Here is a 25,431-nt window from a genome sequence, read left to right as displayed (position 1 = left end):
CTGTTCGCTATCGCTCGGGTCATTAAGTCTTACGCTTAATTTTCTTAATCTCTTAATGGTTAAAAAACTTTCGAGTTATTATTTTAATATCCTCATTAGTTTCTTAATCTCTTTGTTAATTAAAGTCCTGATTAGTCCTAAAAACTTATGTGACTTATATGTTTAGTAATTAAACCAAAGCCGTAACAAAATCCATTCGTACACTTCCATCTTCATCAATTTTTGTCAAATTGATTTCATGTAATGTATTTACCAATTCCGGATTCCAAGGCGTTTTTACTTTCACGTAATTTTCGGTAAAACCGTGAATATACCCTTCTTTATTTTCGCTTTCAAACAAAACAGTTCTGTTAGTTCCCAATTGACTTTCATAAAAAGCACGACGTTTTTTAACCGATAAACCGCGCATCATTTTGCTGCGCTTGGCACGAACATTTCCAGGAACAACACCTTCCATTACTGCCGCTTCGGTATTATCACGCTCTGAATACGTGAAAACATGCAAATACGAAATATCCATATCATTCAAGAAATGATAGGTTTCTAAGAAATGCTCATCAGTTTCACCCGGAAAACCAACAATCACATCCACACCAATACAAGCGTGCGGCATGACTTCCCGAATCTTATTTACTCTTTCCGTATATACTTCACGTTGGTACCGACGTTTCATCAACTTCAAAATATCATTGCTCCCGGATTGCAACGGAATATGAAAATGCGGCACAAAAGTCCTGCTTTTCGACACAAATTCTATCGTTTCATTTTTCAATAAATTCGGTTCAATAGAGGAGATTCGCAGTCTTTCGATACCTTCCACTTTGTCTAATTCCTGAACTAATTCTAAGAATGTATGTTCGTGTTTTTTATTTCCAAATTCCCCTTTACCGTAATCGCCAATATTTACACCAGTAAGCACAATTTCCTTGATATTTTGTTTTGAAATTTCAGCTGCATTTTTCAATACATTTTCCAGTTCATCACTTCTCGAAATTCCTCTTGCTAATGGAATCGTACAATAGGTGCATTTATAATCGCAACCGTCCTGCACTTTCAAGAAAGCACGCGTTCTGTCTCCTATCGAATAACTTCCCACATAAAAATCGGCTTCGGCAATCTCACAGGAATGTACTTCTCCAAAATCATTTTTGGACAAATCATTAATATAATCGGCCAATTTAAATTTCTCAGTTGCACCAAGAACTAAATCCACTCCATCAACAGCAGCTAATTCTTCCGGTTTCAATTGCGCATAACACCCTACTGCCGCGACAAATGCTTTATCATTCAATTTCATTGCTTTTCGCACCACTTGCTTGAACTGCTTATCTGCATTTTCCGTCACCGAACACGTATTAATCACATACATATCAGCCACTTCCTCAAAATCTACCCGATCAAAACCCTCGTCTTGAAGATTACGGGCAATCGTAGAAGTTTCCGAAAAATTCAATTTGCAACCAAGCGTATAAAAAGCAACTTTTTTTCTGTTTTCCATAAGATAACTCAATTAATGAAATCGTTGTCAAAAAATTGAGTGCGCAAATTTACGAACAAAAATTTATACTTTAAAGCTCATATTATTTATATTTGTAGTACAAATAATTTATACTAATATTATGCAATCAACTAATTTACAAAAAGATAAACTAGAGTTAATTGAAAAAATTATTCATTTAGAAGACCAAAACACATTGGACTACATAAAAAGTATCTTGAATGACGAAACTTCTGAATATGAATTAACTACTGAACAGAAATTAGTTTTAGAAGAAGCGACCGAAAAATACTATTCTGGAGAAGAGCCTTCATTCACTTGGGAAGAGATAAAAATCAATGCCAGAAAAAGCTACAATGAAAAGAAATCTTAAATTTACTTTTCGAGCTAATATTGATACAATCGTTACTTATGAATTTTATGAATCCAGACGCAAAAATCTCGGAGAACGATTTCTTGACGAATTAGAAAACTGCTATAAATCAATCGTTTTAAATTACACTACATACAAAGTTGTTCATAAAATATAAAGGCAAGCAGTCGTAAAAAAATTTCCTTTTGTTGTTCTATACAGTGTTGATTAGAAAGACATTATCATAACAGCCGTTTTCAGCACTAGCAAAAATCCAAGTAAAAAATTCAAATAGTTCCCTTTTTAGGATACTATTTAGATTTCAGAAAACATACTTTTTCTTTTCTTAAAAAGATTTTTTTTATAGTGGTATAAATCCCTCTTAAAAACAGTTTATCCACTTCTCCACAAAACAGTAGACAAATATTTCTTTCTTCGTACCATACAACAAGACAAGAACTGTTATTAAAATATCCGATAATTTACATCGCGCACCATGTAAATTATCGGATATTTTAATAATAGACAAATCGAATATTTGTCTTATGGTGCACTTAAAAAAAAATTAATTCAAAATAAACCGTCTCACCACCTCAGCTACACCGTGATCATTATTTGAAGCTACAATAACATCTCCTTGATCTCTTAATTCTGGATCTACATTATCTACCCATACCCCTAATCCGGCATATTGGATCATGGTTAAATCATTTCCTGCATTTCCAACGGCTATGATTTCACTTTGATGAATGTTCAGTTTTTCAGCTAAAAATTTGATGCTGGCACCTTTATCAATTCCGTTTTGTGCAACTTCCAGAAAAAACGGTTTTGACATACATACACTCAGATGTGGCATGGTAGCCCTTAAGTCTTTTTCAACTTCTTTGAGATAGGCTGGCTCTTCCAATAAAATACATTTTATGGCTGCCGATTTAACTTCCTCTTTAAAGCTAAGGACTTTATTGTGTTCTAAACCGGTGATGTTTTTTTCGATTTCAATGTATTCAGAATCCGTCTCACTCACAATTTTCCCGTCAAGATACGTAATAATATGCGTATTACTTTTTAAACTGTAATCATACAAATCATGGATTTGTTCTTGGGTTAGCGTTTGCTCAAAAATGATTTTATCTTCTTTTAAATCAGTAATTACAGCGCCGTTATAGGATATCATATAGGAATTATCCAATTGCAATTCTTTCGCGTAAGCAATCATAGCAGGTGTTGGTCTGCCAGATGCCAAAATAACATAAACTCCCAGTTCTTGGGCCTTAAACAACATTGCTTTATTCTCGTTTGAAATGATATGGTCATCGGTTAACAAAGTGTCATCCATGTCCAAAACTAACATTTTATATTTCATTCTATTTTTTATTGTGAATATGTTTAAATACTCATTCTGAATTCTTCAATAACGGGATTCACTTTTGAAAACTCGGTTTCCTGAACAAACAATTCCACTGCCAAGCCGGAATTTCCAAAACCTCCTAATCGAGCTGATTGTATATTATTTTTTAAAACGGTATCTACTCCTATTGCTTCAATTCTCTGTTGTAACGCTAAAGCTAAAATTTCACTTCCCGAAAACACTTTCATTAATCCCATCTTATTCTTTATTTAATTATTTATTACCATTTTCTTCATCTCCTTCTTGCTCTTCGAAGTCATCTCCAATTTCATGTTTAAAATCTTCTTCCTCCTCAAAATCTTCGTCTTCATCTTCTTCTTCATCCTCCTCTTCGGCTCCATCAAAATCGAATTCAAAAGGCTCCACTAGCATTTTTTCAGCAAGGACTTCTATTCGTTCTGTCAATTGTTCCGAAAAAATAATACGTTGAGTTCTTACAATGCTATTCGAAATACGCATAATTTTAGTTTCATGACGCAATTTCAAGATTGGGTCTGCATCATCAAGGATAAACATTTTCAATCGGTTTACATTAAAACCTGCTGTTGTGAACATTTCACTCAACCTGTTTGGAGTCCCAATCAACACATCAATTCCGCTAGAAATATAATTCTTATCGTACTCCATATCCCCTTTATCATGAACGCCATAAACTTCTAAATTAGAATTCTTTCCGTATTTTTCAAAAAGCGATTCCATTTCCAATACTTTGGCTTTGTCTTCGACAATAATCAACGCCCGTGGTGATTCTTCGGTTGCGCCTGCCAGTCTCTGGATTACATTCAGCACAATTGTTGTCGATTTCCCGCTTCCTTTTGGTGCAATAATGATACAATCCGAACCACTTTTCATTGTCGAAAATGTTTCTTTTTGCATTGCATTGGCCTCGTTCAAACCGTTTTCAATTAAGGCTTCTTGTAACGCTTCGTTTATTTTTTTTAGTTTCATTTATTTTAGATTAAAAGATTTAAATATTCAAAAATTAAAGGAGTACTCCACGAATTTTTAAATTATTTAATCTTTAAATTATTTAATTATTTTGATGCAAATAACTTCACATCATTCTCGGAAATTTCGCTTCCGCCAAGGATAATCAAGCGTTCCACTACATTTCGTAATTCACGGATGTTTCCTGTCCAATCGTAATCTTGCAATAAATGGATCGCTTCTTTTGAGAACTTTTTTATAGCATTTCCTTGCTCAGAAGCAATTTTATCTGCAAAATATGAAATCAACATTGGGATATCATCTCGCCTGTCATTCAACGATGGAACTTTTATCAGGATAACTGCCAAACGATGGTATAAATCCTCACGGAAACGCCCTTCGGCAATTTCTTTTTTTAAATCTTTATTGGTCGCTGCTACGACGCGAACATCGACTTTAATATCTTTATCTGCTCCCACTCTGGTAATCATGCTTTCCTGTAAAGCACGCAATACTTTGGCTTGCGCCGAAAGACTCATATCACCAATTTCATCCAAGAAAATAGTTCCCTTATCTGCAGCTTCAAATTTTCCAGCACGGTCTTTCACTGCCGATGTAAATGCTCCTTTTACGTGACCGAATAATTCACTTTCTATCAACTCCGATGGAATAGCAGCACAATTCACTTCGATTAAAGGAAAGTTAGCTCTTTGACTTCTTTCGTGTAATTGATGCGCAACAAGCTCTTTTCCGGTTCCATTTGGTCCCGTAATTAAAACTCGAGCTTCAGTTTGGGCAACCTTATCAATCATTACATTGATGTGATTAATAGCGTCGCTTTCGCCAATCATTTCGTAGTTTTTACTGACTTTTTTCTTCAGAATTTTATTTTCAACTACGAGTTGTTTTTTATCTAAAGCGTTGCGAACCGTATTCAATAATCGATTTAAATCCGGTGGTTTTGAGATGTAATCAAATGCACCCAAACGCATCGTATTGATGGCCGTTTCCATATCACCATGACCGGAAATCATAACCATCGGAATTTCGGGTTTGATTTTTTTGACGGCTTCCAGAACCTCAACACCGTCCATTTTCGGCATTTTTATATCGCACAAAACCAAATCGTAATCGTTGTTTTTTATTTTTTCAAAACCTGCAGCACCGTCTTCGGCTTCTTCAACCTGATAGGTGTCGTTTTCTTCGGAGAGTATTTTTGTGAGCACTCTTCGAATAGCGGCCTCGTCTTCTATGATTAGTATTTTTGACATATTTTTATTTTTTTAGCCCCGATTAAAGTGGAAATCCTTTTTATTTTTTCTTTAAAAATAAAAAGATTGCAACGGAAAGCGGGAAATAGCTCCATAAATTAATTAAATTTTAACGGAAGCTGAAACGAATTTGGACATTAATATTTCAACCATCGGTATAATTCGTTCCATGTTGGTTTTTTGCCGTACATGAGTATTCCTACTCGGTATATTTTGGCGGCAAACCAAACCACTGAAAAGAAGGTGCCGAATAATAGTGTTATTGATATCGCGATTTGCCACCAAGGTACGCCAAACGGGATTCGCATGAGCATAACGATGGGTGATGTGAGCGGAATCATTGAAAAAATAATTGCAATTGTCCCATGTGGATCATTTATAACAGTAAAAAAACCAATGTAAACACTTAACATTAATGGCATAATGATTGGTAAAAGAAATTGTTGTGAGTCGGTTTGATTGTCGACTGCCGCTCCAATTGCTGCGTAAAATGAACTGTACAGAAGATACCCGCCAATGAAATAAATCACAAATCCAATCAAGATACTTGTAATGGGTAAATTCCATAATTCCTTGATATACATTTGGGCGGTTCCGGCAAATTCTTGTTGGGCGGTATGCATTAATTCAGGTGAAATTCTAGCGGTTGGTCCAACATTTACACCAAAAAATAGTGACGCAGCAAACATTAAGGATAATCCGATAGCTGCCCAAATGACGAATTGCAATAATCCTGCTAATGCCGTTCCTACAATTTTCCCCATCATCAATTGAAATGGTTTTACGGAGGAAATGATGATTTCAACAATTCGGTTCGTTTTTTCTTCTATAACGCTTCGCATTACCATGTTGCCGTAGATGATAATGAACATCATGATAAGATAGCCAAAAGCGCCACCAATTCCGATTTTTATTTCGTTAAGTCCTTTTACACTTTCTTCGCCTGATGCTTTTGTTAAGCTGATATTGACTTTAGATTCTGCATTTTTTATCGCTAATGTATCGAGATGCGCTTTTTCCAAATTGGTTTTGGTCAACTTCTTTGCAATTACATCTTGGACACTTTCAATGAATGAAATACTCGGACTGTCGTTCGAAATAAATTGAATTTTATTTTCGAAATCTTTCGAATTGCTTTCATTTGGAATGTATAACAATCCTTCGTAGTTTTCGTTGGTGATGCTGTCTTTCAGAAATTTTAAATCTATTTGAGACAGATCAAGGTATTTGTATTCGCCTTTCTTAGCATTTTGTGAAGTGAATTCCTTTGCAAACAAACCCGATTCATCGTGAATAGCGATGCGTTTGGTATCGGCTTTCATGGAACTTAAATACCCGACAAACGCAGCTACTGCTACAAATAGTAACGGACTTAGAAAAGTCATAACAATAAAAGATTTATTGCGCACTTTAGCAATAAATTCTCTTTTTATGATTAATGCTATTATAGACATTTTAGATTATTAGATTGTTAGCCATTTTAGATTTATAAACCTTTAGATTTTCTAAAAATCTAAGAAGTCTAAGGAAGTCTATTTACTTACTGTTTGTATAAAAATATCATTTACACTGGGTATTTTTTCTACAAAGTGCGTCACTTGTCCGCGTTGTGTCAGGATATTCAACAATTCATTTGGCATCGCATTGCCAAGTTGAATTTCCAGTTTCAATTCTTTGTTGAGTGATTTAAAATTAGCCGGCCCTACAGTAAATTTCTGTGTAATAGCATAGATCAAACCTTCTACATTATCTGATAAAATGCCCACTTCAAAACTATTGGTTTTAAATTGTCTTTTGACATCGTCCAGTTTTCCTTCAATCAGTTTATTCGATTTATGAATCAGCGCAATATGATCACATAATTCTTCTACACTTTCCATACGATGTGTTGAGAAAATTATGGTCGCGCCTTCTTCTCTCAGCGCCAAAATTTCATCTTTTATGATATTGGCATTTACAGGATCAAAACCAGAAAATGGCTCATCAAAAATCAACAATTTTGGTTTGTGCAACACACACACTACAAACTGAATTTTCTGTGCCATTCCTTTAGAAAGCTCTTGAACTTTCTTGTTCCACCACCCTTGAATTTCCAATCTGTCAAACCAATATTCGAGTTGTTTCTTGGCTTCAGCCTTAGAAAGTCCTTTCATTTGAGCCAAATACAAGCATTGCTCCCCCACTTTCATCGTGTTGTACAATCCTCTTTCTTCGGGTAAATACCCTATGTATTGAACATGTTTGGGTTGCAGTTTTTCACCGTCCAAAATAATTTCGCCGCTATCCGGTAATGTAATTTGGTTTATTATTCGGATAAGTGATGTTTTTCCGGCGCCGTTTGGGCCTAAAAGTCCGTAGATACTTCCCTTTGGAACAGTTAATGAAAGCTCGTTAAGCGCCACATAATCACCGTATTGCTTGACGACTTTATTAACTTCAAGTATATTACTCATGCTGCATTTTTAATTGTGGTAAAAGTAAATAATTAGTACCGAAATACTTAGAATTGTTTCATAAAAAACCCATCCTTATTTTAACAAGGATGGGGAAATATATATTTTAGATTACACGTTCTAAATCGCGTTTATATCGTTTTTTATTATGAAAACATATCTTTTACTTTCTCGAAAAATGATTTATCTGATTTTTCCGGATTTGGAATAAAATTTTCATCACTAAGATTTTTTTCAAAAAATTGTTTTTGATCTTTGTTAAGCGTTTTTGGTGTCCAAACATTTACATGTACCAGTAAATCTCCATTACCATATCCGTTTATACTCGGAATTCCTTTTCCTTTTAATCTAAGGATTTTCCCGGATTGAATTCCTTCCTCAAGTTTAATTCTCACTTTTCCGTTAATGGCTTCAATATCTTTCGAAATTCCCAAAACTGCTTCAGCAAAACTGATGTATAAGTCAAAATGTAAATTCTCCCCTTCACGTTTCAAAAATTCATGCTCAATTTCTTCGATTGCAACAATTAAATCACCCGGAATACTATTCCCGGGAGCATCGTTTCCTTTATTGGAAACTTTCAATTGCATTCCGTCAACAACACCTGCAGGTATTTTTATTGAAACCGTTTCATCTTCAAGAATCATTCCTTGAGAATCCGCGTCTGCCGGTTTTTTATCTAAAATTTGACCTGAACCGTTACAAGTAGGACACGTAGAAGCAGATTGCATTCTACCTAAAATCGTATTGGTAACTCGCATTACCTGTCCTTGACCGTTACAGGTAGAACAAGTTTTGTAGCTAACTCCAGGTGCCTGAACCTTGCGTTTTACTTTTACTTTTTTCTCCACACCATTAGCAACTTCTTCCAGCGTCAATTTTACTTTGATACGAAGGTTGCTTCCTTTAGCACGACGAACTCCGCCGCCTCCGCCGCCTCCGAAACCACCAAAACCTCCTCCGAAAATATCTCCAAACTGACTGAAAATGTCATCCATATTCATTCCGCCGTGACCACCGCCACCAAAACCTCCTGAACCATCAAAAGCTTGATGACCGTATTGATCGTATTTGGCTTTTTTCTGCGGATCACTTAGTATTTCGTATGCTTCGGCCGCTAATTTGAATTTTTCTTCTGCCGATTTGTCTCCAGGGTTTTTGTCAGGATGATGCGCTATTGCTTGTTTTCTGTAGCCTTTTTTAATTTCGGCTGCATCAGCATTTTTTGAAATGCCTAATATTTCGTAAAAGTCTTTTTTCATTTTTGATTTTTTATGTCGTACAGATGCGATTTATCGCGTCTCTACTACTGCCCTATAACAACTTTTGGAAAACGAATAATCTTATCTCCCAATTTATATCCTTTTTCAAGAACATCGACAATTTTACCTTTCATTTTGTCAGATGGCGCAGGAATTTGAGTTATTGCTTCAGCAAAATCTGCGTCAAAAGCATCTCCCGCTGTAACCTCAACTTGTTCTAATCCTTTAGAAACTAAAGTGTTTTTTAATTTCTCATGAATAAGCTCCACCCCTTTCAATAAAATTTCATCTTCGGACTTGCTTATTTCTACAATAGCTCTGTCAAAATCATCTAAAACAGGTAACATAGCAAGTAAAACTTCTTGATTTGCTGTTTTAAACAATTCGATACGCTCTTTAGAAGTTCTTCGTTTGTAATTTTCAAATTCAGCAAATAATCGTAAATACTTATCTTTCTCTTTGGCTAAGTCTTGAGTTAATTGTTCTTCAACACCTAATTCCTCAACAATAAGCTGCTCACCATTCGCATTTTGTTCTAATGTTAGGTCATCTATTTCTTGATCGATTTCTGTATTTTCAGTAGTCATATTACTTGTGTTTTTAAAAAAATTCTTAAACTTCATTTTTATTCTTTTCTTTGGATTGCAAAAGTACTGCCAAATCTTATAAAATGTCAAATTGTCACCTTACTATGGAACACTCTTTTATTTTTGAATTAATTTCACAAAATAATTTTAATGTATTGTGATGAAATTTTAATATAATTTTAAGACTATACTAACAAAGATTACATAAATTTGTTATTGTCTTCTTTTAAAGAAAACACAAAAGGTTGCCCACTAAAAATTATTAATTCATATTACCCTATATTAAAAAAAGCTTCGTTTTAAAAACGAAGCTTTTTTTATGTTCAAATGTCATTATGAAAGTATCTTTTTCAGACCTTCATAATCCAGTAAAACCTGCTCTCCTGTCACTAAATTTTTAAGCGAAAAAGAATTAGACTCAATTTCTTGCTCTCCTACAATTACAGCAAAAGGAATTCCTCGTTTATCAGCATGTTGAAACTGTTTGGCTAACTTTGCGTTATCAGGATACAATTCTACTTTTATGCCGGACGCTCTTAATTTTTGCATCGCTTGCATCGCATAAAATGCTTCTGTGTCACCATAATTAATAAACAACGCTTTGGAAGTTGCTGTTACGGTTTCAGGAAATAAATTCAACTCTTCGATAACCAAATAGATTCGGTCCAAACCAAAAGAAACCCCAACACCACTCATGTTTTTGAGTCCGAAAATTCCGGTCAAATCATCGTATCTTCCACCACCGCCAATGGATCCCATGGCAACAGATTTTGGCGGGGCCACTTCAAAAATTGCTCCTGTATAATAATTCAACCCTCTTGCCAGTGTTACATCTAAATCTAAAATTGCAGTTGACAATCCAAGTTTAATCACGTTGTCACAAATAAAACGCAACTCATCAACTCCTTTCATTCCTTCACTGGATTCCGCAAGCAAAACTGAAAGTTGGTTTATTTTTTCCGAAATAGTTCCGGTAAAATTAAATAACGGTTGTACTTTTTCAATAGCTTCTTCAGAAATGCCTTTCTCTATCATTTCTTTTTTCACGCCGTCCTCGCCTATTTTATCGAGTTTATCAAGCGCTACTGTGAAATCTATTAATTTATCTGAGGCGCCAATAACCTCAGCAATACCTGATAAAATTTTTCTGTTGTTGATTTTGATAGTTACCCCTTCTAAACCCAAAGTCGTAAAAACAGTGTCATATAGTTGAACCAACTCCACTTCCTGCCATAACGATTTAGAACCCACAACATCAGCATCACATTGAAAAAACTCTCTGAAACGCCCTTTTTGCGGACGATCAGCACGCCAAACGGGCTGAATTTGGTATCTTTTGAATGGAAATTCAATTTCGTTTTGATGTTGTACTACATAACGGGCAAACGGAACCGTTAAATCATAACGCAAGGCTTTCTCAGAAATACTTGCCGTTAATTTAGTACTGTCTTTACTTTCTAAATGACTTGCATTGGCTTTAGCCAAATAATCTCCGGAATTTAATATTTTGAAAATCAAACGATCGCCTTCTTCTCCGTATTTCCCCATTAAGGTTTCGGAGTTTTCAAATGAAGGTGTTTCTATAGGTTGGAAACCAAATTTCTCGAAATTACTTTTTATAATCTGAATGATATATTGACGTTTTGCCACCTCGGTTGGTGAGAAATCTCTAGTCCCTTTTGGAATACTTGGTTTTGATGCCATTTTTTGATTATTGGATTTTTAGATTTTCAGATTTAGGAATTGTTGAAAAACTCCTAATTCCAATTCTTTGCAAATATCTTATTTTTAAAATAAATCTGTTTACAAATTTTCGCATTTTATTCCCTGATGCCTAGCCCAGATTACAGCGGAAATAGGGACATGAAAAATAATATTGTTTTCTTGCCTGAAAGAGCGACCAAAGGAAGCTCCTTTAAGGCAATTGAAAACAAATTATTTTCATGAACCGATTATAGCGGAAAGCTGGAAATAGCTCCTAAAAATAAATTAGGCTTTTTGAAAAGAAAATTTGTAACAAAAATTGTATTTTCGTGTCAAACTCGTATGATGCTAAAATTATTCAAAGAAAATATTCGGATTGCATTTGGTTCCATCAGGACACAATTGTTACGAACCATACTTACCGTACTGATTATCGCGATTGGAATTACGGCTTTGGTAAGTATATTAACCGTTGTTTCGGCTTTAGAAAACACAATTTCATCTGATTTTGCTTCGATGGGAGCCAATACTTTTAATATTAATCAATATGAAAATGAAGTCCGAAACCGTGGTGGTCAGGAACGTGAAATTATAAATCCTATCATTTCCTACCCGGAAGCAGTGGCTTTCAAAAATAAATTCAACTATCCTTTTACTGAAACTTCCCTGTCCTTTAAGGCCACATCAGTAGCGGAAGTTAAATTCGGAGCGATTAAAACCGATCCTGAAAATTCAATTGTGGGCGTTGATGATCATTTTATGATTAATTCAGGTTTAGAAACTAGCGCAGGACGAAATTTTACCGGTTTTGACATCGATAACAATGCGTATGTCTGTATTGTAGGTTCTGATTTCGAAAAAGGATTACTGAAAGACGTGAATCCTATTGACAAAGTAATTTCAATTCGTGGCGCCCGATTTAGAGTCATAGGAGTACTGAAAGAAAAGGGTTCTACGTTTGGGAACAGCCAAGATTTAAGAGTTTTAATCCCAATTCAAGTCGCTCGATCTCTTTTTACTGCACCTAATATCAATTACACTATGAGTATCATGGTTTCTAAGAAAGAATTATTAGACCAAGCCATTGATAATGCTACCGGCACGATGCGTAGAGTCCGTAAATTAAGCCCTGTAAAAGACAACAATTTTGGCGTGGTTCGTAGTGATGACCTTATCAATAGAATCCTTGGAATCACTAAATATCTTGGACTTGCTTCCTGGCTTATTGGAATTATTACCGTTTTAGGATCGTCCATTGCTTTGATGAATATAATGATTGTTTCGGTGACGGAACGTACCCGAGAAATTGGGGTTAGAAAAGCATTGGGAGCCAAAAAAACTACGATTGCTTTTCAGTTTTTTATAGAAACTTTACTTATTGGACAATTAGGCGGACTTGTAGGAATTATTTTTGGAATCCTGATTGGTTTTGTAATCGCTACTGCAATGAGTTTTGTGTTTGTCATTCCGTGGGGCGCAATTATGGCAGCGTTTATAACAAGTTTTATTGTAGCAATCGTTTCTGGTTTATATCCTGCCGTAAAAGCTGCAAAACTAGATCCAATTGAGGCGTTGCGATACGAATAGCGGGCAGATTAAAAAAATCATTGAATGCTATTTTTTTGATTTTTGAATGCTGATTAACGATTTTTGATTTCAGAAGTTTAAACCCTTAAATCTGCTCTCATCATTCTGTCATTTCCATAAATATCCTTGCGTAATTCGATGTTTTTGAAATTCATTTTTTGGAGCAACTCTATCATTTCTTTTCCCAAATATTGATTGATTTCAAAATATAATTGTCCGTTTGACGGTAAATTTTTTTGAGCCAATTCAGCTATTTTCCTATAAAAAATCAACGCATCATTATCTTCAACAAAAAGAGCCAAATGCGGTTCATTCTCCAAAACGTTCTTCTTGATTTCCTCTTTTTCCAGATTCCGAACATAGGGAGGATTCGAAACAATAATGTCAAATTGTTGCTTTAAATCTTCGGTTTCAAGAATGTTTTTATTTATAAAAGTAACGTTTACTGCATTAATTTGGGCATTTTTTTGAGCTGTAGCCAAAGCTTTTTCGGAAACATCTATGGCAAAAACTTGGGCATTAGGTATGTTTTTAGCCAATGAAATAGCAATGCAGCCACTTCCTGTTCCAATATCTAAAATCTTTAAATTTTTTAATTTTTGAATCTTTGAATTACTTTTAATAATCCAATCCACTAGTTCTTCGGTTTCTGGTCTTGGAATCAAAACGTTTTCATTAACTTCAAATTCCAAACCGAAAAAACTGGTTTTACCTAATAAGTACTGTATTGGAATTTCTTTTTTTAATGGTTCCAAAATAGAATCCCAAACCGAAATTTCATTTTCCGAAAAAACCAAATCAGGCTGCAACGCCAAATCAATTCTTTTCAACTTATTTTTTTCTTCTAAAATTAAATAGAAAAAACTCTCCGCTTCACCGGCATCGTAAATTGGAGTAAGCGAGTCAATAAATTGAGTTCTGTATTCTTTTATATTCATTGGTTTTTTATATTCGCTAATCAAAATTGAATATTCAGTTTTTTGATTCGAAATTCGTTATTCCAAATTGAATATTCATCATTAAAAAAAACTAAAGTTTGAACAAAGAATTTTGAAGTTTTTATAAATCCTTCAACATCCAAACTGGACAACTGGTATGACCGGTACTTCCCATTGGGGAACAGATGTATTCGAAACCTACTTTTTTATATAGCTTCTGGGCATCATGCATAAATGGCATGGTTTCGAGGTAACATTTTTCAAAACCAAAATCCTTCGCACTTTGCAAACATACCGCCATGACTTTACCTCCAATTCCAAGACCTCGAGTTTCTGGAAGGAAATACATTTTTTGCAATTCACAAATGGTGTCTGCTTCATTTTCAAGTGGGGCTACTCCGGCAGAGCCGATAATCTTACCCTCTTTTTCAACAACATAATAAACTGATTTAGGTTTATTATACTCTTCAAACATTAAATCCAAATAAGGATCCTCATAGGCTGTTCCTACTTTTGGAATGTTCAATTCGTCAAAAACTGCTCGTATTAACTGTGCAACTGCTTGATTGTCGTCTTTTTTTATTTTTCTAATGCTGTAATTTTCCATCTTATTTCAGAAACTAATTTTAGGTACAAAAGTAGAAATTGTTTGTTGTTATTTTCTAAAGTTTTAAAACTAATGCTGAAGTTTCGGGGCTAAACTCAAAAAATACTACTTTTGCAATGTGAAAATACATGAAAAATATATAAAACGATGCATCGAGTTAGCCAAAAATGGTCTAGGAACAACCTATCCGAATCCTTTGGTAGGTAGTGTAATTGTTTATAAAGATAAAATCATTGGCGAAGGCTGGCATAAAAAAGCAGGAGAACCTCACGCCGAAGTAAATGCCGTGAATTCAGTAAAAGATAAATCGGTATTAAAAAAAGCGACAATTTATGTTAGTTTAGAACCATGTAGTCATTATGGAAAAACGCCACCTTGCTGCGATTTAATTATCAAAAATAAAATTCCAAATGTGGTTATCGGTACTATTGATCCAAATATAAAAGTCGCAGGAAACGGAATTAAAAAACTTATTGAAGCTGGAATACAAGTTACAGTTGGCATTCTGGAAGCAGAATGTCATGAACTGAACAAACGCTTTTTTACTTTTCACGAAAAGAAAAGACCGTACATTATTTTGAAATGGGCCCAAAGTCAGGATGGTTTTATTGCACCTTTAGAAAAAAATGAAAAAAAACCAGTTTGGATTACTAATGTTTATTCCCGTCAATTAGTCCACAAATGGCGCACTGAAGAGCAAGCTATTCTGGTGGGGACGCAAACAGTTATCGATGATAATCCAAAACTTAACGCACGAGATTGGCATGGAAACAATCCGATTCGCGTAATTATAGATCAAAATAATCGAATTCCTAAAGACAGTCATATCTTTAATAATCAGATTAAAACCATCGTATTTTCGAAATCGAAAAGCACAATTGAAAAAGAAAACACTATCTTTGAAGTAATTGATTTTGAACAGAACATAGCGAAACGAATAGAAAAAGCGTTATATCAGCATCAAATTCAATCTGTAATTATTGAAGGCGGCAGACAAACACTACAGACTTTTATAGACGCAAACCTTTGGGATGAAGCAAGAATCTTTGTTGGAAACATTCAATTTACTACGGGAACAAAAGCCCCAAGACTAGATAAAAAATCGTTCGAAAAATATTCGATAGGCAATGATGAACTCATAATTTCTAGAAACCATGATTAATACTATTATATTTGATTTTGGGGATATCTTTATCAATTTGAATAAACAAGCCACTATGGATGCCTTAAATCAATTAGGTTTGCAGGAGTGGAATGAAGATTTAGATGATTTAAATATTCAGTTTGAAACAGGTCAAATCTCACGTGAAAATTTCCTTATTGGTATTCAAAAACATGTGCCAAATGCTTCTACAAACGAAATTTTGGAGGCATGGAACGCTATACTTCTTGATTTCCCATTATACCGATTGGAATTTCTTCAAATGCTTTCTAAAAAATACCGCTTATTTTTATTGTCAAATACGGATGCTATTCATATAGAAACTTTTGAGCAAAAAAATGGAATTTCATTTTACAGTGATTTCTATCAATGCTTTGAAAAAGTATATTTTTCGTTTGAAGTAGAAATGAGAAAACCCAATCCGGAAATATTTAATTATTTGGCAAACAAGCATGATTTAGCTCCAAAACGGACTTTATTCATTGACGATAAAAAAGAAAATACCGATGCAGCACTTGCATTAGGGTTTCAAGTTTGGAATTTACAAGTGGGAGAGGAAGATGTCGTCAATTTATTTGACAAAAAAATAATTTAGAAAAACCTACCTTTTTGGAATTAAAAGATACTTACAATACTATTGAATTTCCCTCTTCAGAAATACTTTTCAAAGAAAAAAACAGTAAATTCTTTGGTTATGCCTACCCAATTCAATCTGAAGACGAAGTAAAACCACTAATCGAAATTTTACGAAAACAACATCCCAGTGCAGGACATTTTTGTTATGCCTATCAAATAGGTGCTGACACAGTAACGTATAGAGCTAATGATGATGGAGAACCAAGTAACACTGCAGGCATGCCTATTTACGGACAAATCCAGTCATTTTCAGTAACTAATGTATTAATTGTGGTGGTTCGGATTTTTGGAGGTGTAAAACTAGGTGTTGGTGGATTACTATCCGCTTATAAGACGACCGCCCAAATTATTCTCGAAACTTGTGAAATAGTCGAAAAAACTATAAATATTCATTATTCAATCACATTTGATTATAAAAACATGAACAAAGTGATGCGAGTAATCAAGGAGAAAAAGCTAGAAATAGTGGCTCAGGAAATGGAAATAAATGAAAATTCAGGACTTCCAGTAGGCAAAATTGAAATAAAAACACGAAAAAAAAATGCCGAAATGGTATTCAACATTTTTAATCTGATGTTTGAAATCGACATAAAACGACTGTAATTTTTATTCAAAATTGCTGTTTTTATAATTTATTCTATCCTTTTTAACAAATCTAAAATATAATCGGGAGGAGCAGTTGGACGACCTGTTTTTAAGGCCACAAAAACCAAAATAAATTGGGCAGTTGTTAACAACTCTTCGGACTCATTATAAATAGCGCAATCAAATTCAATCTTCACAGAACTCTGACTTTTAAAAGTGGTATGAACGGTAAGCAACTCATCATACCGAGCTGATTTTTTATAATTTATATTCATTGAAACAATCGGCAACCCGATACCGCTTTCTTCCATGTTTTTATATGAAATCCCTTTGTCTCTAAGCCATTCGACCCTTCCTATCTCAAAATAAGGAATATAATTCCCGTGATAAACTACCCCCATTTGGTCCGTTTCGGAGTAACGTACACGAACTTGAATTTGATGATCTTTCATTAATTATGTATTAAAAAATTAAATTTAAAACGTGCCTTACAACAATAATTTGTAAAATTATTACCCAATATATTTTTTTTTATAGAAATTTGTTCACATATTTGTTACCCCGAAAAACGATGAAATTTCACTCTTTTTTTAGTAAGATAATAATTGCCAAATAAAAATAATTTAACAGAATATATGAACAAAACTGCTCAATCAGTATGGGAAAACTGTCTTTCTTTCATAAAAGACAATATTCAGGATCAAGCTTACAAAACTTGGTTCGAACCAATCAAATCAGTTGAGCTAACCGATAATGCATTATATATTCAAGTTCCAAGTAAATTTTTCTATGAATGGCTAGAAGAACACTATGTGAAATTATTAAAAGTGGCACTAACCAAAGAACTTGGTAAAAACGCAAAGTTACTCTATAAAATCAGAATGGAAAACACTTATGGCAACAAACAACCGTTTACGGAACAATTGCCAAGTGCCAATAGAGTCCCTATGAAGCCACAAGAAGTAGATGCCCCATTTAAAAACCTGAACCCCGAATTAAAAAATCCATTTGTAATTCCAGGAATTAGGAATTTAAAAATTGAATCTCAACTTAACGCAAATTACAGTTTTGATAATTTTCTGGAAGGAGATTCTAATCGATTAGCGCGTTCCGCCGGTATGGCTGTTGCCAATAAACCTGGAGGAACCTCGTTTAATCCTTTATTAATTTTTGGAGGAGTTGGTCTTGGAAAAACACACTTAGCGCATGCTATTGGTGTAGAAATAAAAGACAAATATCCTGAAAAAACAGTGCTATACATCTCCGCTGAAATTTTCACACAACAATATATTGACTCGGTAAAGAAAAACAACCGAAATGATTTTATACACTTCTATCAATTAATTGATGTTTTAATTATTGATGATGTTCAATTCCTTTCCGGGAAATCAGGAACACAGGATGTATTTTTCCATATTTTCAATTATTTGCACCAAAACGGGAAACAGGTAATCTTGACATCAGACAAGGCACCAGTTGACATGCAAGATATTGAACAACGTTTATTATCTCGTTTCAAATGGGGTTTATCTGCAGAATTGCACCAACCGGATTATGAAACCAGAATTTCTATCCTTAAAAATATATTGTACAGAGATGGTGTAGAAATCCCTGAAGAAATAATTGAATATGTTGCAAGAAACATCAAATCTAATGTAAGAGAACTGGAAGGAGCCATTATTTCCTTGATTGCACAATCTTCTTTCAATAAAAAAGAAGTTACTTTAGAACTTGCCAAAAGTGTTGTTGAAAAATTTGTAAAAAATGTAAAACGAGAAATTTCGATCGATTACATTCAAAAAATTGTTTCCGATTATTTCCAATTGGATTTAGAAACACTACAATCAAAAACTCGAAAGAGGCATGTTGTACAAGCGAGGCAATTAGCCATGTTTTTTGCGAAAAAATTTACAAAAGCATCTTTGGCAAACATTGGTTCACAAATTGGAGATAGAGATCACGCTACAGTATTACATGCTTGCAAAACCGTTGATAATTTAGTTGCTACCGACAAACAATTCAAGAAATTTGTTGAAGACATCAATAAAAAATTAACGCTATAAAAAGCATCATGTCCATAAAAATTTTAATGGTTTGTTTAGGAAATATTTGCCGGTCACCCTTAGCCGAAGGTATATTAGCATCAAAACTCCCAAAAAATAAATTTACAGTAGATTCAGCAGGAACAGGTTCATGGTACATTGGTCATTGCCCTGATGATCGTTCTATTGCTGTTGCAAAAAAAAACAAAATAAATATTTCAAATCAAAAAGGACGTCAATTCAGCGAAAAAGATTTTGATACTTTTGATTATATCTTTGTGATGGATAATTTTAATTACGAGAATGTTGTCGAGCTCGCTGAAAACCAAGATCAAAAAGAGAAAGTACACCTCATTTTAAATGAATTATTTCCAAATGAAAATGTAGATGTTCCCGATCCTTATTTTGGTTTAACAAATGGATTTGAAATAGTTTACAATATGCTTGATGAAGTATGTGCAGTAATCGCTAAAAAACTTATTGAAAAGCACCAATAATACCTCGGGTTTAAAAAATTTATTTTCGAAGCAATTATAATCCTTAAAAAACAATCCTACTTTTTACAGGAAAGTCAAGCATACAATTTACTTTAAAAAACATAAAATCAAACGCATGAAATCAATCCCTCTTTTAGGAAAACTCTATTTAATACCAACTACATTGGGAGATAGCGATCCTATGGATGTGTTACCACAAACCATAAAAAGAAGTATTGATTTTATTGATTACTATATCGTTGAAAACGAAAAAACTGCCCGAAAATCCATCAAAGGAGTTAGTCCTGAAAAGAAACAATCGGAGCTAAACCTTTTTGTTTTAAACAAACACACTGAAACTAAAGAGCATTTAGACTTTATCAAACCTCTATTAGAAGGAAAAAATGTAGGATTGATGAGCGAAGCAGGCTGTCCCGGCGTAGCTGATCCCGGTGCCGTAATTGTAAAATTGGCACATGAAAAAGGAATCCAGGTTGTCCCACTTGTAGGCCCATCTTCTATTCTTTTAGCGATGATGGCATCTGGAATGAACGGACAAAGTTTTACATTTAATGGGTATTTACCTATTGAAAAAGGGGAAAAGAAAACAGCTCTTAAAAACTTGGAAAAACTATCTCAGGATAAAAATCAATCTCAAATTTTTATAGAAACACCTTATAGAAATAATAAAATGCTGGAGGATATTTTACAGGCCCTAAATCCTGCAACCTATCTTTGTATTGCAACAGACATTACTTTACCAACAGAATATATCAAAACAATGCGATCCTCTGATTGGAAAAAAACACAGGTAGACTTACACAACCGCCCTACTATTTTTATAATTCATAAAATGTAGCTGATTTATTAATTTAATATCAAATCAGACTATTTTTTATAGTGAAAAACCAGAAAATATTATTTCTAACTGTAGTCTCAACCCCTTCTACAATAGCTTGAAAAAATAAATAAATCTTTAAAATGTCATTTGATGAAAGATTATTTTTCATTTGATAAAAAAACGCAATTTTCCTTTTTATTTATAGTTATAAATGGATTTTCTTGCTAAAAATTAGCGTAAAAATTCCCTCATATTAACTTTATTTATAGAAAAAGTTAACTGCATCACTTTGAAAAAAGTGGTAACTTTACTAGTCCCCAATATAATTTTTTGATTAAACATTCAAAAAAATGAAACTGCTAATGTTTTGAATTATAACGATTTAAATAAATTTAAAAACAAAAGGGGGAGAAAATGACAAGCCTTACTAAATTTATTTTAATCATAACTATTAAATTGACTTAAATAATTTAAAAACTAAACATCATGAAATCATTTATTATCGTTGTGCTTTTTTTAAGCATAACCATTACGTCTTATTCGCAAGATATAGATGGAAATATAAGGATGGAAGAATTACCAGGAGTTGTAATTAAAAGTGCCGGAAAAGACTTTTCTATATATTTACCCGATAAAAATTCTGATAACGAGGTAAGAGCTCTAGAAGAAAAATTTATAGCTTACGATCTGGGAAAAGATTATGAAGGATATGAAAACTATTTAGTAATTATGGAAACCAAAAATGGATCATTGAATGCAACTTATAATGAAAATGGAAAATTGATTCGGGTTGTTGAAAACTACAAAAACGTAAAACTTCCTAGTAGTGTAATCTATTCCGTTTATAAAGCTTTTCCTGGGTGGCAAATTGTAAATGATAAATATTTATATTCTCAAAAAGAAGGTGATGTTATTAAAAAAGAATATAATCTCAGAATAAAAAAAGATAAAGAAGTTCGCAAATTAGTTGTCAATGCGAATGGCGATATTGTTAAAGGAATGTAATCACAAATAAACATAAAAAAAAGCTATCATTCGGATAGCTTTTTTTTTTAGAACGTATAGCACTATTAATTTTTGAAGTATGAAGAAATAAAAAACGCTATACAACTATTTTTTAAAAATTTCAATGTTCAAAAAAACAAAATTATGATTAAACCCGTTATATTTATCAAGTAATAAATGAAATTATTTTATGAGTAAACTTCCAAATATCACCACAAGTATCTTTACTGTTATGTCAAAAATGGCCGCTGAGTATAATGCTATTAATCTATCGCAGGGCTTTCCAAACTTCCCTGTTGATGAAAGATTAACAGCTATTGTTGCCAAACTTGCCAAAGAAAACGTACACCAATACTTGCCCATGTCTGGTTATCAGCCATTATTATCAAAAATAGTGACACTCATCAAAAAATCGTATGATAGAACCGTTCAAGCTGATACTGAATTATTAGTAACAGCAGGTGCTACCCAAGCTATTTTCACTACAATACTGGCTTTAGTAAAAACTAATGACCAAGTTCTTATTTTAGATCCAAGTTATGATTGTTATGAAGCACCCATATTATTATGCAATGCAAATCCGGTTCGAGTGGCACTCAACGAGGATTATACACCAAATTGGGAGATTATAGAAAAAGCCTGCACTTCAAAAACCAAAATGATTATCATTAATAATCCGCATAATCCAACCGGTAAAATATTTACGAAATCCGATTTTGATTCATTGGATATTCTATTGGAAAAATATCCTGACATTTTAATTCTATCTGATGAAGTGTACGAATACATCACTTTCGAAGAAAAACATATTTCTGCTCATACTCGAAAAAAACTACTTAATCGTTGCGTGATGATTTCATCTTTTGGAAAATCATTTCATGTTACAGGATGGAAAGTAGGCTATTTAGCCGCACCAGAATACCTGATGAAGGAAATCAAAAAAGTCCACCAATTTTTAGTTTTTAGTGTAAATAGTATTTGTCAAGTAGCTATTAGTGACTATTTAGACTTAGTTTCTCTGGATGAAATCGGGGAATTCTATCAGGAAAAACGAGATTACTTTAGAAAATTATTAAAAGACAGTCGCTTTAAACTCATGCCTTGCGAAGGAACTTATTTTCAGGTTGCTTCCTATACTGCAATTTCAAGTGAAAATGATGTAGATTTTTGCAAACGCCTAATCGTTGAACATGGTGTAGCTGCTATTCCAATTTCTACTTTTTATGCTGATGGAAAAGACCTGAAATTAATTCGGTTTTGTTTTGCCAAAGACAATGCAACACTAGAAGAAGCCGCTAAAAGATTGTGTACCATTTAAAAGCATCAATTTTATTTTTTATTATGCATGCATACTATTTAATTTAATATATTTACAATAAAAAAATATCAAAACATGAGTTATACAGATAAAATGTTACGTGACGATGCGCTAAAAGGTAAAGTGATTGTCGTAACAGGTGGTGGAAGTGGCTTAGGTAAAGCAATGACTAAATATTTCTTAGAATTGGGTGCACAAGTTGCCATTACATCCAGAGATTTAGAAAAACTAAAAAATACAGCTGCAGAACTGGAAACTGAAACGGGCGGAACTTGTTTTCCTATTCAATGTGATGTACGTCATTACGGAGAAGTTGAAAACATGTTACAAGAAGTTTTAAAAGCTTTTGGTAAAGTTGATGTTTTACTCAATAATGCTGCCGGAAATTTCATTTCGCCAACCGAAAGATTATCTGCAAATGCTTTTGATACTGTGATTGATATTGTTTTAAAAGGAACAAAAAACTGTACCCTTGCTTTTGGAAAACATTGGATTGACACCAAACAAAAATCATCTACCATATTAAATATCGTAACTACTTATGCTTGGACAGGTTCTGCGTATGTGGTACCAAGTGCTACTGCAAAAGCTGGAGTTTTAGCCATGACACGAAGTCTTGCTGTAGAATGGGCTAAGTACGGGATTCGTTCCAATGCGATAGCTCCGGGACCTTTTCCAACCAAAGGCGCTTGGGACAGATTATTGCCAGGAGATTTAGCCGAAAAGTTTGATATGGCAAAAAAAGTACCGCTAAAACGTGTAGGAGATCATCAGGAATTAGCCAATTTAGCGGCTTATTTAGTGTCTGATTTTTCAGCGTATGTAAATGGTGAAGTGGTTGTTATTGATGGTGGTGAATGGCTGAAAGGCGCCGGACAATTCAACATTCTGGAAGCTATTCCCGAAGAACTTTGGGATCAATTGGAAATGATGATTAAAGCAAAGAAGAACAAATAATAGTTTAAATAAAATCAAAAAAAGAGAGTCAAATAAATGGCTCTCTTTCTGTTTTTGTCAATATTTATTATTCTCCAACGCGACTATAATTTCACTTTTCAGCAAGCCACTTCCACCGCCATAATGCTGTACAACAATTATATTTGGATTTTGTTTTTTGAAAAAAGCACGCAAACTAGTTTCACTTTCTTTCTGGATTCCGGATCCTAATAATACGAGTGAAAACTCTTTTTGGCAAAAAATTTCTTCTGCCTCATCATCATTCATAACGCCTACTCCACTCCAACCTTCATTGGAATTAATAAGTCGGACAACAATTGCCAGAATTTCGATATGCCTTCCGATATAAAGAATATTAGTGGTTTCCATCATTCAACTTTTAAAAACAGCAGCCTCAAAAATTCTAATTCTTTGATAATACTATTTTTGTTCTTGTTAAAATTATAATTTTATAAATTGCAATTCGATATTCAATCGAACTTCTTCACCTACTAAAACTCCTCCAGTTTCAAGAGCTGAATTCCAATTCAGTCCCCAATCTTTTCTATTAATTTTTCCTTCTAATGAAAGAGCTAATTTCGTATTCCCCCATGGATCTTTCATTAATCCACTAAATTCTGCTGGCAGTTTCACTGATTTTGTTACGCCATGCATAGTTAAATCTCCAACCAATTCATATTCTCCCTCATTAACTTTAGTAAATGAAGTCGCTGAGAATTTGATTTCGGGAAATTGCTCTGAATCAAAAAAATCAGGACTTAATAAATGGGTATCTCTATCTGTATTTCCGGTGGATATAGAATCGATTGCGCCAGTAAATTCAATTTTTGAATTTTCAAAATCAGTATCTTCTGATTCAATTGAAGCCTCAAATTTTGAAAATTTTCCTGAAATAGTTGTAAACATCATGTGTTTTACTTTAAAACCAATTTCTGAATGTGTTGGGTCTATTGCCCATTTTGTTGTTGACATAGTAGTATTATTTATTAGTTATTTCTATTGTTTTTTTATCTGATTATAATTTCATCGGTACTTCCATCAAAAGGATTTCGGCATCTGCAGAATTTGCAGTGATTGAAATTGTATCAGTATCCCATATACCTAAACCGTCACGTTCATTTAAAACGATGTTTCCTATAGTGAAATCACCTTTCAAAACAAAAGCATAAATTCCATTTCCTGGTTTTTTTAATTGATAAGAAGTAGAAAAATCCTTGTCAAATTTCCCGATATGAAACCACGCATCCTGATGCACCCAAACGCCTTCGTCTTCTGGATTTGGGGATAAAATTTGTTGTAATTTATTGTGACGATCCTTTAAGTCCAAAGTAACTTGATCATAACGCGGGGTTACATTTTTTTGATTCGGATAAATCCAAATCTGTAAAAATTTAACCAACTGGTCTTTATTCTTATTGTATTCGCTGTGAAAAATCCCTGTACCGGCACTCATAACCTGAATATCTCCTTCTTTGATTACGGTAGTATTTCCCATACTGTCTTGGTGTTCTAAATCCCCTTCGAGCGGAATAGAAATAATTTCCATATTATCATGTGGATGTTTCCCAAAACCCATTCCTTGACTAACTCTGTCGTCATTCAAAACCCTTAAAACACCAAAATTCGTGCGCTCTGGATTGTGATAATTAGCAAAGCTAAAAGTGTGATAAGATTCCAACCAACCATGATTCGCGTGACCACGAGTATTGGCTTTGTGTAAAACTGAATGAGTAATTAATCTGTCTTTAATTTTATCTGTATTTTCCATCGTTTTGTTCTTTAATATTATGGTACAAAGTTGCGTCAAAAAAAAAA

The 25,431-nt window shown here is 33.7% G+C and carries 28 protein-coding genes; 12 read left to right on the top strand and 16 right to left on the bottom strand.

Annotation, left to right across the window (positions count from 1 at the left end):
* Window positions 1-169: 169 nt before the first annotated feature.
* The gene (gene mtaB / locus ACM55G_RS11625; protein ID WP_416844095.1) at window positions 170-1,498 is read right to left on the bottom strand and encodes a tRNA (N(6)-L-threonylcarbamoyladenosine(37)-C(2))-methylthiotransferase MtaB; all 1,329 of its coding nucleotides are present in this window, start codon (window positions 1,496-1,498) and stop codon (window positions 170-172) included.
* Window positions 1,499-1,619: 121 nt separating this feature from the next.
* Here mtaB and ACM55G_RS11620 point away from each other — a divergent pair, with 121 nt between their 5' ends.
* Entirely contained in the window at window positions 1,620-1,871 is a 252-nt protein-coding gene (locus ACM55G_RS11620; RefSeq protein WP_416844094.1) for a hypothetical protein, read from the top strand.
* On the top strand, window positions 1,855-2,028 hold the full coding sequence (locus ACM55G_RS11615) for a hypothetical protein (protein WP_416844093.1): 174 nt from the start codon (window positions 1,855-1,857) through the stop codon (window positions 2,026-2,028). The genes ACM55G_RS11620 and ACM55G_RS11615 overlap by 17 nt, the downstream gene beginning before the upstream one ends.
* Window positions 2,029-2,415: 387 nt before the next feature.
* On the opposite strand, the gene ACM55G_RS11610 is transcribed toward ACM55G_RS11615, so the two are convergent.
* From ACM55G_RS11610 to hisS, 9 genes are all read right to left on the bottom strand, one after another.
* Window positions 2,416-3,213, bottom strand: coding sequence for a Cof-type HAD-IIB family hydrolase (locus ACM55G_RS11610; RefSeq protein ID WP_416844092.1), 798 nt, complete (start codon window positions 3,211-3,213; stop codon window positions 2,416-2,418).
* Between the two features lie 23 nt (window positions 3,214-3,236).
* Window positions 3,237-3,455, bottom strand: coding sequence for a DUF2007 domain-containing protein (locus ACM55G_RS11605; RefSeq protein ID WP_416844091.1), 219 nt, complete (start codon window positions 3,453-3,455; stop codon window positions 3,237-3,239).
* A gap of 16 nt (window positions 3,456-3,471) precedes the next feature.
* Window positions 3,472-4,206, bottom strand: a complete 735-nt coding sequence (locus ACM55G_RS11600; RefSeq protein ID WP_416844090.1) for a DEAD/DEAH box helicase — start codon at window positions 4,204-4,206, stop codon at window positions 3,472-3,474.
* 86 nt (window positions 4,207-4,292) lie between these two features.
* Window positions 4,293-5,456 carry a sigma-54-dependent transcriptional regulator gene (locus ACM55G_RS11595; RefSeq protein WP_416844089.1) on the bottom strand — a complete coding sequence of 388 codons (1,164 nt, stop codon included), beginning with the start codon at window positions 5,454-5,456 and terminating at the stop codon, window positions 4,293-4,295.
* Window positions 5,457-5,593: 137 nt separating this feature from the next.
* Entirely contained in the window at window positions 5,594-6,910 is a 1,317-nt protein-coding gene (locus tag ACM55G_RS11590) for an ABC transporter permease (RefSeq protein WP_416844088.1), read from the bottom strand.
* A gap of 78 nt (window positions 6,911-6,988) precedes the next feature.
* Window positions 6,989-7,909 (bottom strand): ABC transporter ATP-binding protein, encoded by a 921-nt coding sequence (locus tag ACM55G_RS11585; RefSeq protein ID WP_416844087.1) that lies wholly within the window; start codon window positions 7,907-7,909, stop codon window positions 6,989-6,991.
* Between the two features lie 146 nt (window positions 7,910-8,055).
* The gene (gene dnaJ, locus ACM55G_RS11580) at window positions 8,056-9,171 is read right to left on the bottom strand and encodes a molecular chaperone DnaJ (protein ID WP_416844086.1); all 1,116 of its coding nucleotides are present in this window, start codon (window positions 9,169-9,171) and stop codon (window positions 8,056-8,058) included.
* 44 nt (window positions 9,172-9,215) lie between these two features.
* Window positions 9,216-9,794, bottom strand: coding sequence for a nucleotide exchange factor GrpE (locus ACM55G_RS11575; RefSeq protein ID WP_416844085.1), 579 nt, complete (start codon window positions 9,792-9,794; stop codon window positions 9,216-9,218).
* 297 nt (window positions 9,795-10,091) lie between these two features.
* Window positions 10,092-11,462 carry a histidine--tRNA ligase gene (gene hisS, locus ACM55G_RS11570; protein WP_416844084.1) on the bottom strand — a complete coding sequence of 457 codons (1,371 nt, stop codon included), beginning with the start codon at window positions 11,460-11,462 and terminating at the stop codon, window positions 10,092-10,094.
* Between the two features lie 342 nt (window positions 11,463-11,804).
* Here hisS and ACM55G_RS11565 point away from each other — a divergent pair, with 342 nt between their 5' ends.
* On the top strand, window positions 11,805-13,049 hold the full coding sequence (locus ACM55G_RS11565; protein WP_416844082.1) for an ABC transporter permease: 1,245 nt from the start codon (window positions 11,805-11,807) through the stop codon (window positions 13,047-13,049).
* A gap of 77 nt (window positions 13,050-13,126) precedes the next feature.
* On the opposite strand, the gene prmC is transcribed toward ACM55G_RS11565, so the two are convergent.
* Together prmC and ACM55G_RS11555 are read right to left on the bottom strand one after the other, a co-directional pair.
* On the bottom strand, window positions 13,127-13,987 hold the full coding sequence (gene prmC / locus ACM55G_RS11560) for a peptide chain release factor N(5)-glutamine methyltransferase (RefSeq protein ID WP_416844081.1): 861 nt from the start codon (window positions 13,985-13,987) through the stop codon (window positions 13,127-13,129).
* A gap of 121 nt (window positions 13,988-14,108) precedes the next feature.
* Window positions 14,109-14,594 (bottom strand): GNAT family N-acetyltransferase, encoded by a 486-nt coding sequence (locus tag ACM55G_RS11555; protein ID WP_416844080.1) that lies wholly within the window; start codon window positions 14,592-14,594, stop codon window positions 14,109-14,111.
* A gap of 118 nt (window positions 14,595-14,712) precedes the next feature.
* Between ACM55G_RS11555 and ribD the strand changes: the two genes are divergently transcribed.
* Genes ribD through ACM55G_RS11540 form a run of 3 tightly spaced genes read left to right on the top strand, consistent with a single transcriptional unit; the run spans window position 14,713 to window position 16,995 of the window.
* Entirely contained in the window at window positions 14,713-15,756 is a 1,044-nt protein-coding gene (gene ribD, locus ACM55G_RS11550) for a bifunctional diaminohydroxyphosphoribosylaminopyrimidine deaminase/5-amino-6-(5-phosphoribosylamino)uracil reductase RibD (RefSeq protein WP_416844079.1), read from the top strand.
* Window positions 15,749-16,351 (top strand): HAD family hydrolase, encoded by a 603-nt coding sequence (locus ACM55G_RS11545; protein ID WP_416844078.1) that lies wholly within the window; start codon window positions 15,749-15,751, stop codon window positions 16,349-16,351. The genes ribD and ACM55G_RS11545 overlap by 8 nt, the downstream gene beginning before the upstream one ends.
* Before the next feature lie 14 nt (window positions 16,352-16,365).
* Window positions 16,366-16,995 (top strand): IMPACT family protein, encoded by a 630-nt coding sequence (locus tag ACM55G_RS11540; protein WP_416844077.1) that lies wholly within the window; start codon window positions 16,366-16,368, stop codon window positions 16,993-16,995.
* Between the two features lie 29 nt (window positions 16,996-17,024).
* Here ACM55G_RS11540 and ACM55G_RS11535 read toward each other — a convergent pair whose 3' ends face one another.
* Window positions 17,025-17,429 carry an acyl-CoA thioesterase gene (locus ACM55G_RS11535; RefSeq protein ID WP_416844076.1) on the bottom strand — a complete coding sequence of 135 codons (405 nt, stop codon included), beginning with the start codon at window positions 17,427-17,429 and terminating at the stop codon, window positions 17,025-17,027.
* 183 nt (window positions 17,430-17,612) lie between these two features.
* Between ACM55G_RS11535 and dnaA the strand changes: the two genes are divergently transcribed.
* From dnaA to ACM55G_RS11505, 6 genes are all read left to right on the top strand, one after another.
* The gene (dnaA, locus tag ACM55G_RS11530) at window positions 17,613-19,040 is read left to right on the top strand and encodes a chromosomal replication initiator protein DnaA (RefSeq protein ID WP_035674283.1); all 1,428 of its coding nucleotides are present in this window, start codon (window positions 17,613-17,615) and stop codon (window positions 19,038-19,040) included.
* Window positions 19,041-19,048: 8 nt separating this feature from the next.
* Entirely contained in the window at window positions 19,049-19,516 is a 468-nt protein-coding gene (locus ACM55G_RS11525) for a low molecular weight protein-tyrosine-phosphatase (RefSeq protein ID WP_416844075.1), read from the top strand.
* Between the two features lie 115 nt (window positions 19,517-19,631).
* Window positions 19,632-20,354 carry an SAM-dependent methyltransferase gene (locus tag ACM55G_RS11520; protein WP_416844074.1) on the top strand — a complete coding sequence of 241 codons (723 nt, stop codon included), beginning with the start codon at window positions 19,632-19,634 and terminating at the stop codon, window positions 20,352-20,354.
* A 468-nt stretch (window positions 20,355-20,822) separates the two neighbouring features.
* Window positions 20,823-21,341: a hypothetical protein gene (locus ACM55G_RS11515; RefSeq protein WP_416844073.1), complete on the top strand. Its 519-nt coding sequence runs from the start codon at window positions 20,823-20,825 to the stop codon at window positions 21,339-21,341.
* Window positions 21,342-21,531: 190 nt separating this feature from the next.
* The gene (locus tag ACM55G_RS11510; protein ID WP_416844072.1) at window positions 21,532-22,659 is read left to right on the top strand and encodes a methionine aminotransferase; all 1,128 of its coding nucleotides are present in this window, start codon (window positions 21,532-21,534) and stop codon (window positions 22,657-22,659) included.
* 75 nt (window positions 22,660-22,734) lie between these two features.
* A complete protein-coding gene (locus ACM55G_RS11505) occupies window positions 22,735-23,616 on the top strand; it encodes an SDR family oxidoreductase (protein WP_416844071.1) in 882 nt (293 codons plus the stop codon).
* Window positions 23,617-23,673: 57 nt separating this feature from the next.
* Here ACM55G_RS11505 and ACM55G_RS11500 read toward each other — a convergent pair whose 3' ends face one another.
* The 3 genes from ACM55G_RS11500 to ACM55G_RS11490 form a co-directional block, all read right to left on the bottom strand.
* Window positions 23,674-23,988, bottom strand: coding sequence for a hypothetical protein (locus ACM55G_RS11500; protein ID WP_416844070.1), 315 nt, complete (start codon window positions 23,986-23,988; stop codon window positions 23,674-23,676).
* A gap of 69 nt (window positions 23,989-24,057) precedes the next feature.
* A complete protein-coding gene (locus ACM55G_RS11495; protein WP_416844069.1) occupies window positions 24,058-24,588 on the bottom strand; it encodes a YceI family protein in 531 nt (176 codons plus the stop codon).
* 43 nt (window positions 24,589-24,631) lie between these two features.
* On the bottom strand, window positions 24,632-25,384 hold the full coding sequence (locus ACM55G_RS11490) for a pirin family protein (RefSeq protein WP_416844068.1): 753 nt from the start codon (window positions 25,382-25,384) through the stop codon (window positions 24,632-24,634).
* Window positions 25,385-25,431: the final 47 nt, after the last annotated feature.

This window comes from Flavobacterium algoriphilum, assembly GCF_048158655.1.
Lineage (GTDB): Bacteria > Bacteroidota > Bacteroidia > Flavobacteriales > Flavobacteriaceae > Flavobacterium > Flavobacterium algoriphilum.
The sequence above is the reverse complement of the archived record's forward strand: the minus strand, read 5'-3'. Positions and strand labels throughout refer to the sequence as shown.

Coding starts and splice junctions, on each gene's coding strand:
- ACM55G_RS11495 (WP_416844069.1), bottom strand. CDS start 24,588: ATGTCAACAACAAAATGGGCAATAGACCCAACACATTCAGAAATTGGT.
- ACM55G_RS11610 (WP_416844092.1), bottom strand. CDS start 3,213: ATGAAATATAAAATGTTAGTTTTGGACATGGATGACACTTTGTTAACC.
- dnaJ (WP_416844086.1), bottom strand. CDS start 9,171: ATGAAAAAAGACTTTTACGAAATATTAGGCATTTCAAAAAATGCTGAT.
- ACM55G_RS11520 (WP_416844074.1), top strand. CDS start 19,632: ATGAAATCAATCCCTCTTTTAGGAAAACTCTATTTAATACCAACTACA.
- ACM55G_RS11615 (WP_416844093.1), top strand. CDS start 1,855: ATGAAAAGAAATCTTAAATTTACTTTTCGAGCTAATATTGATACAATC.
- ACM55G_RS11590 (WP_416844088.1), bottom strand. CDS start 6,910: ATGTCTATAATAGCATTAATCATAAAAAGAGAATTTATTGCTAAAGTG.
- ACM55G_RS11565 (WP_416844082.1), top strand. CDS start 11,805: ATGATGCTAAAATTATTCAAAGAAAATATTCGGATTGCATTTGGTTCC.
- prmC (WP_416844081.1), bottom strand. CDS start 13,987: ATGAATATAAAAGAATACAGAACTCAATTTATTGACTCGCTTACTCCA.
- ACM55G_RS11595 (WP_416844089.1), bottom strand. CDS start 5,456: ATGTCAAAAATACTAATCATAGAAGACGAGGCCGCTATTCGAAGAGTG.
- ACM55G_RS11500 (WP_416844070.1), bottom strand. CDS start 23,988: ATGATGGAAACCACTAATATTCTTTATATCGGAAGGCATATCGAAATT.
- ACM55G_RS11545 (WP_416844078.1), top strand. CDS start 15,749: ATGATTAATACTATTATATTTGATTTTGGGGATATCTTTATCAATTTG.
- ACM55G_RS11515 (WP_416844073.1), top strand. CDS start 20,823: ATGAAATCATTTATTATCGTTGTGCTTTTTTTAAGCATAACCATTACG.
- ACM55G_RS11600 (WP_416844090.1), bottom strand. CDS start 4,206: ATGAAACTAAAAAAAATAAACGAAGCGTTACAAGAAGCCTTAATTGAA.
- ACM55G_RS11535 (WP_416844076.1), bottom strand. CDS start 17,429: ATGAAAGATCATCAAATTCAAGTTCGTGTACGTTACTCCGAAACGGAC.
- ACM55G_RS11555 (WP_416844080.1), bottom strand. CDS start 14,594: ATGGAAAATTACAGCATTAGAAAAATAAAAAAAGACGACAATCAAGCA.
- ACM55G_RS11525 (WP_416844075.1), top strand. CDS start 19,049: ATGTCCATAAAAATTTTAATGGTTTGTTTAGGAAATATTTGCCGGTCA.
- mtaB (WP_416844095.1), bottom strand. CDS start 1,498: ATGGAAAACAGAAAAAAAGTTGCTTTTTATACGCTTGGTTGCAAATTG.
- ACM55G_RS11620 (WP_416844094.1), top strand. CDS start 1,620: ATGCAATCAACTAATTTACAAAAAGATAAACTAGAGTTAATTGAAAAA.
- ACM55G_RS11575 (WP_416844085.1), bottom strand. CDS start 9,794: ATGAAGTTTAAGAATTTTTTTAAAAACACAAGTAATATGACTACTGAA.
- ACM55G_RS11505 (WP_416844071.1), top strand. CDS start 22,735: ATGAGTTATACAGATAAAATGTTACGTGACGATGCGCTAAAAGGTAAA.
- hisS (WP_416844084.1), bottom strand. CDS start 11,462: ATGGCATCAAAACCAAGTATTCCAAAAGGGACTAGAGATTTCTCACCA.
- dnaA (WP_035674283.1), top strand. CDS start 17,613: ATGAACAAAACTGCTCAATCAGTATGGGAAAACTGTCTTTCTTTCATA.
- ACM55G_RS11490 (WP_416844068.1), bottom strand. CDS start 25,384: ATGGAAAATACAGATAAAATTAAAGACAGATTAATTACTCATTCAGTT.
- ACM55G_RS11605 (WP_416844091.1), bottom strand. CDS start 3,455: ATGGGATTAATGAAAGTGTTTTCGGGAAGTGAAATTTTAGCTTTAGCG.
- ACM55G_RS11585 (WP_416844087.1), bottom strand. CDS start 7,909: ATGAGTAATATACTTGAAGTTAATAAAGTCGTCAAGCAATACGGTGAT.
- ACM55G_RS11510 (WP_416844072.1), top strand. CDS start 21,532: ATGAGTAAACTTCCAAATATCACCACAAGTATCTTTACTGTTATGTCA.